The organism is Wolbachia endosymbiont of Oedothorax gibbosus (genome assembly GCF_936270145.1).
GTDB lineage: Bacteria > Pseudomonadota > Alphaproteobacteria > Rickettsiales > Anaplasmataceae > Wolbachia.
The window spans coordinates 690,097-705,062 of the sequence record NZ_OW370537.1 but is presented as its reverse complement, the minus strand read 5'-3'; the positions used below and the strand labels follow the sequence as shown (position 1 = coordinate 705,062).

Genomic DNA, 14,966 nt, shown 5'->3' with positions numbered 1-14,966 from the left:
ATGTTATAACTATCGAGTTGAAAATGCAGCAGACGAACTAGATGTTAGATTAGCAAGTATTTCATCCATTGGTTTGTTTCCTTCATCTAGACTAGCAAGTACTTCACTCAATTGCTTACTTGGTTTGTTTCCTTCATCTAGACTAGCAAGTACTTCATTCATTGGTTTATTTTCTTTTGACGAACTAGATGTTAGACTAGCAAGTACTTCACTCATTGATTTGTTTTCTTCAGCTAGATTAGCAAGTATTTCACCCAATGACTTGCTTGGTTTGTTTTCTTTTGAAGAAGGAGTAATAAGCTTAGCAATAAAAGTTCCCAGTTTGTTAATTGCAGACAGGTTACCAATAAAAATTTCTATTGGGAACACTATCGCTCCTATTACTGCACTTGCTAAAGCTATCGACCACATTCCAAGCATTACGTTAGGAAAAACAGCACTGACAGCAACGCCAAGACCAACTCCAACTGCTGTACCGATTACTGTTACAATGCCTAACTTTATAAAAAATGCTTTACTATCTTTAAGGACTTCACCGAAAATCCCATTTTCCTTATCAGGATTACGCGACAAAAGTACTGAAAGCAATATAAGCAGCGCCGGATATATAAAACCAATCGTTCCTCCCATAATCAAAGGTGAAGAGCTAATAAAGTTCAACACAAAGCCAGCAACGTATCCTATTAAAATTATTCCACAAATAATAATAGGCGGAACAATTATCTTTTTGATTAAAGGTGATTTTACTTGCCTACTAATGATAATAGCTCCAATTAAGCCTAGCACAAGACAAGCAAGAGCTACCTTTAGGCCTATTAAACTTAATATGAAATTAACAGGAATTCCCACAAGACTTAGTGCAAAACCAATAACCATCCCTATCAATTTTATTAAATTTAGCGCAAGACTGACAATGCCTCCAATTACAGCACCGATTGCTCCAAGAGCTATAACCTTATCCCTAGTATCTTTTACCACACTTTAAATACTTATCAACAATATGATATTATAACGTTATTACTTCAATTTGCAAAGTTATCTTATACCAATCTCCACTAATAGATAGACAAATAGTAAAAACTACAAATAATTGAGGCTAGAAAGAATAAATATGTAGTTTATGGCAGGAAAAAGTAAAGCAATAGGAGAAGAACTATATAATCAATGCAAGTTAGAATTAAAAAAATATGGAATAAGAGGAGAGATAGGAAGAAGGTTACAAGCAATAATATCAGCAAAGGAGTATGGTATCTCAAAAGTTGCTAAAATATATAGAATTACGAGAACGACATTAATGAAATGGATTGCAAGATTTAAAGAAAAAGGTGTTATTGGGTTTGCAATACAGCCAGGGCGAGGACCTAAACCAAAACTGAACGAGGAGAAGAAGGAAAAAATAAGAGAGGTAATAGAAGAAGATGGGGCAAATCTGACTGCTAAAAAATTGCAAGGTATAGTTGAAGGAATGTTAGCTATCAAAGTAAGTGAGTCAACGGCGAGAAGGCTTATGAAGAAGCTAGGATTTACATATATCACACCTCGTCCAGCACATTATAAACAAGACAAAAACAAACAAGAGGAGTTCAAAAAAAATCTCAATGAAATTGTGGAAAAGAACCGGAAAAAGGAGGTTTTTTTTCGATGAATCGAGATTTGGAACGCACTCAAAAGTTGGACATGGATGGTTTAAAAAGGGCTCAAGAACACAAGTTAAAGTAAAAATCGGAAGAGAAAACTTCTATCTTTACAGCGCTGTAAATCCCAGGAATGGAGAGGATATTAGCCTACTTGCTCCACATGTAAACACAGATTGCATGAACATATTTTTGGAGCAGATGTCGAAAGATTTGGGGACTAGAGAAGCTTTTCTTATCATGGATTGCGCAAGTTGGCATAGGTCTAAAGGTTTAAAAACTCCTGAAAATATCACCATAATTTATTTGCCGCCGTACTCGCCTGAGCTCAATCCTGTGGAAAGATTTTGGCAACATTTAAAGGAAAATATAATAAAGAACAAGATGTATGACTCTATTAAATTACTTGAAAATGCTGTATCTGAATTTATTCGAGATATTACGGAAAGTTCGATCAAAACCATTTGCTCTGTGAATTATTTGTCTAGTTATTTATGAGGGTTGGTATTAGCATTATAGTAGACTTCTTGCATAACCATATAAAAAACCAGTTTTTGGTAGCGTGTAGCCGTAAGAAACGAAAAAACTTACTTGACAAACTCCGCCAGTCCCCTTATCATGAAAGTGAAGCTATATTATTTAACTTCCCAATCTGTGCAGATTAAAATGACAAGAAGACTTGTATTTGGCGTACTATTGTTTAATTTTTGCACTATGTGCATACTATGTCTTTATAAAAATTTTGGGTTTTTACCCACATAAGCTGAAAAGCGCTTATAAAGCGTTTAAGACATCACCCAACGTCAAATTTTAAAATAAAGAGTGGAATAACTAGCTACTCCGGGGATTCTTTGTCTTTTTTTTCTGCTTAGTAAATTTCTTAAACATTTATAGCTTAAGTTAGTTGCGTTTAAAAGCAGCTAAATTGCAGTGTTTAAGACTTAAAGAACGCCGATACTGAAAATAAACAATGACTAGGGCTTCTTTTGCCTTTTTTTCCGTTTGGTAAATTTCTTAATGTTTATGGCTAAAGTAACTTAGGTTCACCGACAATCGTCATCCCGCAGCGGGATCTCTTGTTAGCGGATGAGATACCGTGAATAAATCACGGTATGACGGTTTGCGGTGGCATCTCGTCATCCCGCTGCTTGTTAGCGGGATCTCTTGTTAGCGCCGCGGCGGTATGACGGTTAAGTAGGATGTCATCCAAGTAGCTGACACTGGGATCTATTTTGCATGTAACTCCAATTGTGTTTTGGCATAAAACGCGACGCGTGTTAGACTTATTTGCAAGCAAAGCTTGCTAGATCCCAGTGTCACGCACTGGGATGACATTATAGGGGACTGGGATGACATTATAGGGGCTACTCGGATAACAAGAAGAGGGCACTGCCGTCATAAAGGAACCAGTGCCTGCTACTTTCATGACAAGAAGAGGGCACTTGGATGACAGGAGAAGGGAGCATTGCCCTCCTGGTAGCACAATATTCGTGCAGTTAACTACTTTCGTGGCACCGTTAATCTTTATGCTAGTTTTACTAAAAATTATAGTATTTTAGGTATAATTGCAATATCTAAATTTAAGGTATAGGGATGAACCCTAGGAAAGTTTTTAATATTCTTTTTATAGTATTATTTATTTCTTTCTCTCATGTTGGGAGTGCTGCTAACGCCAATGACGATACAACTGCTCAAGTAATATGTAATATTATTGGCTACGTTTGGGGAATAGGCGGACCGCTTATGACCGTAGTGATAATAGGTGCAGCTTTGCTTGCGATATTTGGTAGAATGCCATGGCCAGCTCTTTTTGCACTCGGTATATTTTGTGCTGTATTTTTCGGTGCTAAAACTATTGTAACAAAAGTAATGGGTGGTATAGGCGGCACTGGAAATACTTCTTTGATGGACCAATGTGGAACAGGAGACACAAAAAAGAACTAATAGGGTTATTTTTTTCTAAAACAGACCTGACGCACGGCTTCAACTATATCTTCCACTTGTGGTAATGCTTTTTTTTCCAGATTTGTAGCATAAGGTAAGGGGATGTCCTTGCCAGTTACACGTATAACTGGAGCATCAAGGTAGTCAAATCCTTGTTCCATGACAACGGCTGACAGCTCTGCTCCTATTCCTGCAAATGGCCATCCTTCTTCTACACTAACTAATCTATTAGTCTTCTGAATAGAGTTAATAATAGTTTGAGTGTCAAGTGGTCTTAAGGTTCTAAGGTCAATAACTTCAGCTTCTATACCTTCACTCGAAAGTAAATCTGCTGCACCTAAAGCGTCCATTAATTTCAGTGAGAAAGCAGTGATAGTTACATCCTTTCCCTCTCGTATAACAGCAGCTTTGCCTATCTCAAGTAGATAATCTTTATTTGACAGCTCAGAGTCAGAAACTTCATGTTCATGTCCGTAAGCTATTTCGTTTTCTAGAAATATTACCGGACTCAGGTCACGAATTGCAGCTTTAAGCAAACCTCTGCAATCGGAGGCGAAGTAAGGTGCTATCACTTTTAATCCCGGTATATGCGAATACCAAGATGCAAAGCATTGAGAATGTTGTGCAGCAACTCTTGCTGCAGCGCCATTTGGTCCACGAAATACTATGGGGCATCCAAGTTGCCCACCTGACATATAATTCGTTTTTGCTGCGGAATTCACAATTTGGTCAATAGCCTGCATAGAAAAATTAAAAGTCATAAACTCGACTATTGGCTTTAATCCAGCAAATGCTGCTCCAACAGCAAGGCCAGCAAATCCATGTTCGGTAATAGGTGTATCAATTACCCTACTTTCTCCAAACTCTTTCAGTAATCCTTTCGTTACTTTATAAGCACCATCATACTCTGCAACTTCTTCACCCATGATAAGCACATCAGGGTCGTTTTGCATTTCTTCTCTAATTGCTGTGCATAAAGCTTCTCTTACACTTAAGGTTGCCATTTATAAACTTTTGTAGACTTTAACTAAAGTAACTATATCAGAATTACTAGGAAGCGACAAATTAAGTTTTACAAACACCATGTTGTACTGAACTTTGGGTAGCTACTTATTTCAATTCAGTGGTGGGTAAGGTCACATTTAATATTGTTAGAAAATCAACAGATTATGAAGAAAATAGGAATTTTTGGGCAAATAATTAGACAAAAAGGCTGTATATATAGGTGGTTAAAATAGGCTATTGTGGCTGGTTTTATGTTATACTAAACACTATAGAGAAAAGTTTGAACGGGTGGGACTAGTGCGATTCGAACGCACGACCTTCGGATTAGGAGTCCAACGCTCTATCCTGCTGAGCTATAGTCCCGTGTTTCCTATCATTTATGTAAAGTTATAGCAAAAAATCCTTCTCTTTACTAGATTTCTTGCATAACCAATTTATGACGACAAAACATTTCTGTACTTCTTGAGTATAATGCTATTATATTTAATAACATGGTTTAAGTAAGATTAATGCTAGTTAACAACATTGGTTATTTTTATAACAATCAAGACGACTTTGTTTTAAGCAATATAAACATTAAAGTAAAAAAAGGAAATGTTGCATGTTTATTGGGGCATTCTGGCTGTGGCAAGTCAACAATTTTGAAGTTAATTGCGGGGATAGAAAATCCAAAATCTGGAACCATTTTTATAAATGATAGGTTAGTTGCAAGCAATAAAGCATCAGTTGCTATAGAGCATAGAAATATTGGATTGATTTTTCAGCATTCTGCATTATTTCCTCACAAAACAGTAGTGGAAAATATAACCTTTGCTATCCGCAGCTTTTCCAAGAGAGAAAAGCACCTTATTGCATTGGAAATCTTGAAGTTACTCAATATAGAAAAATATGAAAATATGTACCCTAACGCTTTATCTGGAGGACAGCAACAATTAGTTGCAATAGCAAGAGTGATGGCACAAAATCCTGATGTTGTGTTGCTAGATGAACCATTTTCTAATTTAGATATACTGCTCAAGTGCCGAATAAGACAACATATATTGTCCCTTTTTAGAAGTAAAAATATCCCTGTGCTAATGGTAACTCATGACCCGCAAGAAGCATTGAAAGTTGCAGATTTTATCTACGTAATGAAAAATGGTAAAATTATTCAATCAGGAGTTTCTAGCGACATATACCATAGGCCTCAAGATGATACACTAGCAAAGTTTTTTAGTGAGCTCTCTTCTACTCTACAGTTAAGCGAAAAGTTTCCACTTATTCGCTGCAAGAAAATAATCTAGTCTGGAATTGTTATAAGATATAGTGACCTTACCCGGCTTTGTTGCATAGCAAGTAGAGATAGGAGAAAAAAAGAGAGAAAATAAAAAAAGAAGTGGTTACTCTATTGAAAAAAGCAAAGCTATGCATCCAGTCATATATCTACTCAACACGTTACTTGATCTTTATAGCTTCATTCTAATATGTTGGGTTATCCTAAACTGGCTGATTAAACTTAATATGGTGAACATATATAATGAAACTGTCAGCAGCATAATGCACATCTTGAACCAATTCACCACTAAAAATTATCAGAAGATACATACCACCGTTCAACGGATTAGATTTATCTATAATGATATTGCTAATAGCAATTCGCTTTGTACAATATACAATGAATTACTACTTTTAAGTAGATGCTAAAAAGATATCTAAAAGCAGCAGTATATCTATCGCTCTTAATATATGTATATATATCAGTTTTTAGCTACAACTATAAAGATCCTTCCTTAAACACAGCTACAAATGAGAAAGTGACAAATTTAGGTGGAATAGTAGGTTCATATTTAGCTGATATATTGGTTCAATTTCTCGGATTAACTAGTGTTACAATAGCTACAACCATAGTTTACTTGTTGATCTTTAGGCCAGCAAAAAGGCTGCTGAAAATTCTCTATTTAATATTAATCAATTTAGGGATATGTGCTATACTACCACAATTTTCGCTCGGTATCACTGCAAGGTATAGACACAGTGGAATAATAGGTAATACACTAATTCATAACTGCTCGTTTTATATATTTGTGATAGTAACATCAATAGGTCTTGTAGGACTAATTGGTTGGAAGAGAACAATTTACTCTATATTTTTCCTATTCAAAAAAATAGCTTGCTTATTTGTAAATGTTCCATTCCTCAGATCACATAAAACTGCTGAATATTCAGTTGCACCATTAGTAGTAGAAGAAAAACATAGAACTAAAATCACCACTAAACAACAACCAAAAGAAAAACAGAAAAAAGCTACCGAGGAGATTTTTAAACCTTCTAGTGAGTTCGAGTTTCCAAGTATCCATTTACTTTCTAAAGCAGAAGAGTCTTTGCAGAGAAAGCAGCTGAATGAAATGGAGAGCAATAAAAATTTATCTCTGCTGGAACAAGTCCTGAGTGATTTTGGCGTGCAAGGAAAAATTATCAGTGTATGCTATGGGCCGGTTGTGACTTTATACAAACTTGAACCACAAGCTGGCACGAAATCTGCAAGAGTAATTGGCCTTGCAGATGACATTGCACGTTCAATGAGTGCACTCTCTGCACGTATTTCAATAATTCGTGGGCAAAATGCTATGGGAATAGAGTTGCCGAACAAGGAACGAGAATTCGTAATGCTGCGTGATTTGCTTGAATCACCAGAATACCAAAATGCAAGCTTAAATCTCCCAATTGCGCTTGGCAAAGAAATAAGCGGAAAACCAATTATTGCAGATCTAACCAAAATGCCTCACTTGCTTGTTGCTGGAACCACAGGGTCAGGTAAGTCAGTTGCGATTAACACTATGATTCTTTCACTCGTTTATCGACTCAGTCCTGATGAATGTAAGATGATAATGATTGACCCCAAAATGCTTGAGCTTTCAATATATGATGCAATACCACATCTCATAACGCCAGTGGTAACAGAGCCAAAAAAGGCTGTTATTGCTCTTAAGTGGATAGTGAAAGAAATGGAAAATCGCTATCGCATGATGTCGTATTTAAATGTACGCAATGTAATAAACTATAACCAAAAAATCACAGAAGCAATGAACAGTGGAACAGAATTGGAGCGCGTTGTGCAGATAGGTTTTAACTCAACAACAGGCAAACCTTTGTTTGAAAAAATACCAATCAAGATGGAGACATTTCCGTATATTGTAGTGATTGTAGATGAAATGGCAGATTTGATGCTTGTTGCGGGCAAAGAGATAGAGTGCTCTATTCAGCGTTTGGCGCAAATGGCCAGAGCTGCAGGAATACATATCATAATGGCAACACAACGTCCATCCGTGGATGTGATAACAGGTGTGATAAAAGCAAACTTTCCAACAAGAATCAGTTTTGCTGTTACTTCTAAGATAGATAGCCGCACAATACTTGGCGAACAAGGGGCTGAACAATTGCTTGGTATGGGTGATATGCTCTATATGGCCTCTGGTGGTAAGATTATTCGAATTCACGGCCCATTTGTGAGCGATGATGAGGTACAAGATATAGTTGATCATTTGAAAATGCAAGGTGAGCCAAATTACATGGAGGAAATTACCAAAGAAGATGAAAATTCTTCTACGGAATTGGGTGATGAAACAGAGGATGAAGAAAATGACCTCTACAATCAAGCAGTGGCCATTATTCAAAGGGATCAAAAAGTTTCAACCAGTTACATTCAAAGGCAGCTTAGAATAGGCTATAACAGAGCTGCAAATATCGTTGAAAGAATGGAAAAGGAAGGTATTGTCAGTGCTCCAAATTATTCAGGAAAGAGAGAGATATTAGTAGAATAATAGGGCTTCTGAGAACGTTCATGCGCGGCCGCTAACAAGCAGCAGGATGACGGTTGTCAGGGTGTCATCTAAGTAGCCCCTTCGGTGTCATCTCAGTCTGGGATCCAGCTTTTCGGTAATTTTATCGAAAATGTTTGCTCGTTTACAATCAATTTTCCTGGATTCCAGACTGGGATGACATCTTCCATATAAATATTAAGGAATTTACCAAATAAAAAAAAGGCAAAAGAAGCCCCGTGGTGGTTGGCTATTTACCATGTACTAAAATATCGGCGTTTTTTTTATTCTAAAACGCTTGATTAAGAGCGATTTAGCTGCTTTTAACTTGCAACTAACCTACACCGCAAGTGTTTAAGAAATTTACTAAGCAGGAAAAAAGCCAAAGAAACCCCGTAGTAGCTAGCATTCAAATTCTCCCTTGTCAATTTGACGTTTTTTGCTGTCTTAAACAGCGCGTTTCGGCTTATATAGGTAAAAACCCAGAAGTTTTTAAAGACATGCGATGCACGTAGTGCGAAAAATTAAACATGAGACGCCAAATACCCTAAGTTTTTTGTCATTAACCTGCACAGATTGCGAAGATAAATAAATAGCTTCAGTTTCATGATAAGGGCGCTGGCGGAAGGAAGTTTTGTGTTTCTATTCCCTATAAATGATAAAAGATCTAATACCTAAATAAATTTATTAGTTTATTACACGTCTCTTTTCATGTATAAATCTATAGAAAGTTTTATACGGAAGTTGTTTTATGAGCAAAATTATAGAAATCAGAGCGCCAAAAACTCTAGGTGGTGAGTCAGTTACGGAAGGTATAGTAAAAATAAAGAAAAATATTGGTGAAGCAGTAAAAGTAGATGACTTAATCTTTGAAATTGAAACTGATAAAACAGCACTCGAATTAACTGCAGAAGCTTCAGGGCAAATAACTGAATTTCTTGTAAAGGAAGATGATGTGATAAGTCCTGATCAATTGTTAGCGAAGCTTTCCGTGGGGGAAGTAAAAGAGGAAGCAAAAAAAGAAGATAAAACTGCCAAAAAAGATGCTCCATCAGCTCGCAAAATTATGGAAGAAAATGCAATTAATGCAGAAAATGTCAAAGGAACTGGCATGGGAGATAGAATAACAAAAGCAGATGTAATAGGTCATATGAACAAAGCAGAACAGCCTACAATAAAGCAATACGAACTGCCAAGAAATACAGCGAGTGGAGAGCGAAAAGAAGAACGAGTAAAAATGAGTAAAATAAGGCAAGTAATTGCCGCTCGTTTGAAGGCATCGCAAAATACTGCTGCAATACTGACCACGTTCAATGAAATTGACATGAAAAATGTCATGGATCTAAGAGCAAAATATAAGGACGCCTTTGAAAAAAAATATGGAATAAAACTTGGTTTTATGTCGTTTTTTATAAAAGCAGCAGTCCAAGCACTGAAAGAGATTCCTGAAATTAACGCTGAGATCTCAGGCGATGAAATCATATATAAACATTACTATGACATAGGCGTTGCTGTTGGCACTGACAAAGGCCTTGTTGTGCCAGTTATTCGGAGTGCCGATCAGATGTCATTCGCCGAAATTGAGTTGACCTTAGTTGCACTTGGTAAAAAAGCACGCGAGGGTAAGCTGCAAGTGTCAGAAATGGAAGGTGCAACATTTACTATCTCAAACGGCGGAGTATACGGTTCACTTCTTTCCACTCCGATAATAAACCCTCCGCAATCTGGAATACTTGGAATGCATTCAATACAAAACAGGCCAGTTGCCGTGGGCAACTCAATTGAGATCAGACCTATGATGTATATCGCTCTCTCTTATGACCACAGAATAGTTGATGGCAAAGGAGCAGTGACTTTCCTTGTTAAAATAAAAAATTATATAGAAGATCCAAATAGATTAGTTTTGGAAGTATGATTTTAAACATGATCCCATAGCTCAGTTGGTAAAGCGGCTATCAGTAGGTCGTGTGCACTGGGATCACTGAACAAGGAGAAGATTTCAAAAGTTGATGAATTGTACTAAAGTACATATGAGAAAAAAAACAGCCTTCTATTGATCCTCTTACACTCCTTTGCTATTATATATCATTGCTGTAGGCTGCATTTAGTAATATAATCTCATATTAAATAAGACGTTACTTAAGTTTATGCTAGATTCTCCGCTAATTTTGACAGCCATTCTTATATTTTTTATTTTTACGTTGTCATTCTTTTTTATAAGAAAGATATTTGGGTCAACAAACAAGAAGATAATAAAATCCTTTAGGAAAATTGCTCAGCAAATAAATGCATTGGAATCTGATATGCAGAGTTTATCTGATGAGGAGCTTGCTGGTAAAACTCAAGGATTCAAACAAGAATTGAAAAATGGAAAAACGTTAAATGATCTTCTCGTACCCGCATTTGCAGTTGTGCGTGAAGCATCGCGAAGATTTCTTGGTATGAGGCACTTTGATGTTCAGCTAATTGGTGGAATGGTGCTCCACAATGGCATGATATCAGAAATGAAAACAGGAGAGGGAAAGACACTCGTTGCAACTTTAGCAGCATATCTAAATTCCTTAGAAGGGAAAGGCGTGCACGTCGTAACTGTTAACGACTACCTTGTAAAACGAGACACAGAATGGATGAGCAAATTATATAATTCTCTTGGAGTTTCTGTTGCGTTTATTACGAATAACTTGACAGATGAAGAGAGAAAAGAGGCTTACAGTGCAGATATCGTTTATTCCACAAATAACGAGCTCGCCTTTGATTACCTGCGAGACAATATGAAATTTTCTCAAGAAGATATGGTTCAGAGAGGCTTTCACTACGGAATAGTTGATGAAGTGGACTCAATACTCATTGATGAAGCTCGCACTCCGCTGATTATTTCTGGCCCAGTTGAGGAAAACAATCAGATATATAAGCATATCAATAAAATAGTGACCAAATTAGTTGACTCCGATTATGAGGTGGATGAGAAGGGTAGGGCAGTGTTCCTTACTGAAGATGGTATTTCACGAGTGGAAGAACTACTGAAGTCATATAATCTCATTCCTGAAAATTCTTCGCTTTATGATACCAATAATATGATAATGACTCACTACATAGACCAAGCATTGCGTGCACATAAGCTGTTCACTGCTGACAAAGATTATATAGCAAAGGATGGCAAGGTAGTGATTATTGATGAGTTTACTGGGCGTATGATGGAGGGCAGGAGATATTCCGATGGTCTTCATCAGGCACTTGAAGCGAAGGAAAATCTTGAAATTCAGCATGAGAACCAAACTTTAGCTTCAGTCACATTTCAGAATTACTTTCGTATGTACAATAAACTTTCTGGAATGACTGGAACAGCAGCAACAGAGGCAGAAGAGTTTCGCGATATATACAGACTAAATGTAGTAAAAATTCCAACCAATGTACCTGTAAAAAGAGTTGATATTGATGATGAAATTTACGGTACAGAAAAGGAAAAATTTAATGCTGTGTTGAAGTTTATAGAAGAATGCCACAAACGCCTTCAACCGGTCCTTGTTGGCACGGTAAGCATCGAAAACTCTGAGAAGCTTTCTGCGCTTTTGCAAAGTCATTCTCTTAAGCATTCAGTACTAAATGCTCGTTATCATGAACAAGAGGCGTACATAATAGCACAAGCTGGGGTGCCAGGCAATATCACCATAGCAACTAACATGGCAGGACGTGGAACTGATATTCAGCTTGGTGGAAACGCTGAAATGATTGCAAAGGTAGAGCTAAAGAAGATAAAAAATGATGATGAAAGAGAAAAAAAATATCAAGAAATAGTCGAAAGAGTAAAAAAAGATAAGGAAATTGCTATAAAAGCTGGTGGTTTATGTGTGGTTGGAACCGAAAGACATGAAAGTAGGAGGATAGATGATCAATTACGTGGCCGTTCTGGCCGTCAGGGTGATCCTGGGCTTTCTAAGTTCTTTTTATCGCTTGAAGATGACCTAATGAGAATATTTGGCTCTGATAGAATGAGAAGCTTTTTACAAAAAGTAGGGTTAAAGAACAACGAGGCTATTCATCATCCATGGATTAATAAAGCACTTGAGAAGGCACAAAAGAAAGTTGAAGCTAGAAACTATGATGTGCGAAAATCTTTGCTTAAGTTTGATGACGTAATCAATAACCAACGTAAAGTTATTTTTAAGCAGAGAAACAATATCTTAGGCAATAAAATTAATGATTTACTTGAAGTATATAGCGAAGTAAATGAGAGCATAGTAGAAGGTATAATCCAAAGTGGCTATTATGAGGATTATATTGAAGATATAATCAAAGAATTCCATACAAGGTATGGAATAACGCTTGATAAAGAAGATTTAGCAAAGTTTTTGAACAAACAAGAAGCTTTGGATTATATAAATGGTAAGATACAGGAATTCTTTGCTGAAAAAGAAAAATATTTCAATAGTCAGCAAACTACAGATTTGTGGAATACGATAGTGAAGCAAATGATGATAATGACACTTGATCATTTATGGAGGGAGCACCTTTCAACTTTAGAAAGCTTAAGACAAAGCATAAGCTTACGTGCTATGGGGCAGAAAGACCCACTGAATGAATTTAAACGCGAAGCTTTCTTAATGTTTGAGTCAATGCTTGAAAAGTGGAAAGAACTTACCATTCACCGCTTAGCACACTTTAAGTTGGTAGATAACCAAGAAATAGGCAATAGGTTACACTCTGCTAGAAATAGCAGACTTCCCAAAGTCTCAAGAAACGACAAATGTCCTTGCAACTCCGGAAAGAAATACAAACACTGCCACGGCGCGGTTACTGTGGTGAATTAGTAATTATGGTTGTACAGTTTGTTTATTTCCATCAACATTACTGCAGCTAACCTCACTTAGCTTACTGTTTAATGAGTGCTCTGACGACTTATACGCAACCCCGTAGGAAATTCCACCAACTATCAGTGCAGATGCTACAGTAATTCCAACTATTGCTAGTGCAGGTAATGCAGTAGCATAAATGAGTGCTAATGGAGTAACAATTGCAGCTAATATACCCACAGCAACTCCTGCTGTTATAGCTTTAGGTCTATGAATAAATGATGGGTCTGCACCATAATTTAGCAGAAGTTTTGCTACTTTTGGATGTTGATAATTTAATATCAAATTTGCTTTTTTCCCAATCACCATATATAAGTTGATTTGCCTGCTGCAGCTTATCTTTAATTCTATCAATTAAATTTTCCTTACTCAGATCTGGACTACTATTAACTTCTTCTAATATTGCTTTGAACATTCTTCTAGTACAAACCATAAAAATTCATCACAGTGTATAGTTAGACTATATCATGTCAATGAGAATTTAAGAAAACACGGTAGGATTTTTACCTTATGATTCAATTACTATAACGGACTGCTTGCCTATCATCAAATTAGCGGTACAGATTCTTCTTTTTTTCTAGATTCCAGCGTTACGCGCTGGAATGACAAGAAAGGAGTGCTGAAATGACAAAGAAGAGTGAAATTAGCACTTATTTATTGTTTGTGTCGTTTTCAGTAAAAGCTTCCTCCCATGTGCCTTGAGTTGCTGCACGGCTATATTCTGTTACTCTATTTTCGAAGAAATTCGTATGTTCCACGCCATTTAGTATTTCATCAAGCCACGGAATAGGATTATCATTGACATCATATATGGACTTAAGACCTAATTGCATTAACCGTCTGTTTGCTACGTAGCGTATGTAATTGCGCACTTCTTCTGCGGATAGCCCTTCAACATCTCCGAAATCAAAAGCAAGCTTTATAAACTCATCCTCAAGTTCAACAATAGTGCGACATGCAGAATATAATTCCTCTTTAAACTCGTCGTCCCAAATTTCATTATTCTCTTTAATAAATGTATTAAACAACATGATAATTGAATTGGTGTGCAAAGTTTCATCACGGGCTGACCAGGCAATTATTTGTCCCATGCCTTTCATTTTTCCAAAGCGTTGAAAATTGAGCAAAATTGCAAACGATGCAAATAACTGCAGCCCCTCGGTAAATGCACCAAACACTGCTAGAGTTTTAGCTACATGTTTTTTATCGTGTTTTTTGCTTTCCTCAAATTCTAACATGTATTCATACTTCTTTCTCATAGCATCATACTTTAAGAATGCTTGATACTCGCTTTCTGGCATGCCAATTGTGTCTAAAAGATAAGAATAAGCTGCAATGTGTATAGTTTCCATATTGGAAAAGCTTGCAAGCATCATGCATATTTCTGTTGGCTTAAATATATTTGAATAATGCCTCATATAGCAGTTATTTACTTCAATGTCTGCCTGAGTAAAAAATCTAAAGATCTGGGTTAGTAGATTTTTTTCTACACTTGAAAGTTTAGTTTTCCAATCCTTTACATCATCAGCGAGCGGAACTTCTTCAGGTATCCAATGGATTCTTTGTTGCTGCAGCCACGCATCATAAGCCCAAGGATAATTAAAAGGTTTGTATATTGGATCTGCTTTTAACAATGACATAAGACACCTATTATTTTCTAAAGTAAATATTATATTAAGTGATATTGAGAATCAGTCAATTTAACTTTTTTGAAATTTGACGGCAGATAATTTATT

10 protein-coding genes, 1 tRNA gene and 1 pseudogene are annotated in these 14,966 nt (G+C 36.5%); 7 read left to right on the top strand and 5 right to left on the bottom strand.

Annotated features, from left to right (window positions below):
* Positions 1 to 9: 9 nt before the first annotated feature.
* Positions 10 to 978 (bottom strand): hypothetical protein, encoded by a 969-nt coding sequence (locus NBW37_RS03450; RefSeq protein ID WP_250296924.1) that lies wholly within the window; start codon positions 976 to 978, stop codon positions 10 to 12.
* 142 nt (positions 979 to 1,120) lie between these two features.
* Between NBW37_RS03450 and NBW37_RS03445 the strand changes: the two genes are divergently transcribed.
* Both NBW37_RS03445 and NBW37_RS03440 read left to right on the top strand, forming a co-directional pair.
* A protein-coding gene (locus NBW37_RS03445; RefSeq protein WP_250295836.1) for an IS630 family transposase occupies positions 1,121 to 2,132 on the top strand; the annotation gives its coding sequence in 2 pieces (ribosomal slippage) (positions 1,121 to 1,633 and positions 1,635 to 2,132; 1,011 coding nt in all).
* A 1,095-nt stretch (positions 2,133 to 3,227) separates the two neighbouring features.
* Positions 3,228 to 3,578, top strand: coding sequence for a TrbC/VirB2 family protein (locus tag NBW37_RS03440; RefSeq protein WP_250296923.1), 351 nt, complete (start codon positions 3,228 to 3,230; stop codon positions 3,576 to 3,578).
* A gap of 5 nt (positions 3,579 to 3,583) precedes the next feature.
* On the opposite strand, the gene NBW37_RS03435 is transcribed toward NBW37_RS03440, so the two are convergent.
* Both NBW37_RS03435 and NBW37_RS03430 read right to left on the bottom strand, forming a co-directional pair.
* Positions 3,584 to 4,582 carry a pyruvate dehydrogenase complex E1 component subunit beta gene (locus NBW37_RS03435; protein ID WP_250296922.1) on the bottom strand — a complete coding sequence of 333 codons (999 nt, stop codon included), beginning with the start codon at positions 4,580 to 4,582 and terminating at the stop codon, positions 3,584 to 3,586.
* A 290-nt stretch (positions 4,583 to 4,872) separates the two neighbouring features.
* Positions 4,873 to 4,946, bottom strand: a tRNA-Arg gene (locus NBW37_RS03430).
* Between the two features lie 146 nt (positions 4,947 to 5,092).
* Here NBW37_RS03430 and NBW37_RS03425 point away from each other — a divergent pair.
* The 5 genes and pseudogenes from NBW37_RS03425 (at position 5,093) to secA (ending at position 13,188) form a co-directional block, all read left to right on the top strand.
* Positions 5,093 to 5,866: an ABC transporter ATP-binding protein gene (locus NBW37_RS03425; protein WP_250296921.1), complete on the top strand. Its 774-nt coding sequence runs from the start codon at positions 5,093 to 5,095 to the stop codon at positions 5,864 to 5,866.
* 121 nt (positions 5,867 to 5,987) lie between these two features.
* A pseudogene (locus NBW37_RS03420) lies at positions 5,988 to 6,255 on the top strand (YggT family protein).
* A 4-nt stretch (positions 6,256 to 6,259) separates the two neighbouring features.
* Positions 6,260 to 8,383: an FtsK/SpoIIIE family DNA translocase gene (locus tag NBW37_RS03415; RefSeq protein ID WP_250296920.1), complete on the top strand. Its 2,124-nt coding sequence runs from the start codon at positions 6,260 to 6,262 to the stop codon at positions 8,381 to 8,383.
* A gap of 748 nt (positions 8,384 to 9,131) precedes the next feature.
* A complete protein-coding gene (gene odhB, locus NBW37_RS03410) occupies positions 9,132 to 10,295 on the top strand; it encodes a 2-oxoglutarate dehydrogenase complex dihydrolipoyllysine-residue succinyltransferase (RefSeq protein WP_250296919.1) in 1,164 nt (387 codons plus the stop codon).
* Positions 10,296 to 10,527: 232 nt separating this feature from the next.
* Positions 10,528 to 13,188, top strand: a complete 2,661-nt coding sequence (gene secA, locus NBW37_RS03405; RefSeq protein ID WP_250296918.1) for a preprotein translocase subunit SecA — start codon at positions 10,528 to 10,530, stop codon at positions 13,186 to 13,188.
* A gap of 3 nt (positions 13,189 to 13,191) precedes the next feature.
* Here secA and NBW37_RS03400 read toward each other — a convergent pair whose 3' ends face one another.
* Both NBW37_RS03400 and NBW37_RS03395 read right to left on the bottom strand, forming a co-directional pair.
* Positions 13,192 to 13,539, bottom strand: coding sequence for a hypothetical protein (locus NBW37_RS03400; protein ID WP_250296917.1), 348 nt, complete (start codon positions 13,537 to 13,539; stop codon positions 13,192 to 13,194).
* A 341-nt stretch (positions 13,540 to 13,880) separates the two neighbouring features.
* Positions 13,881 to 14,870 (bottom strand): ribonucleotide-diphosphate reductase subunit beta, encoded by a 990-nt coding sequence (locus tag NBW37_RS03395; RefSeq protein WP_250296916.1) that lies wholly within the window; start codon positions 14,868 to 14,870, stop codon positions 13,881 to 13,883.
* Positions 14,871 to 14,966 lie beyond the last annotated feature (96 nt).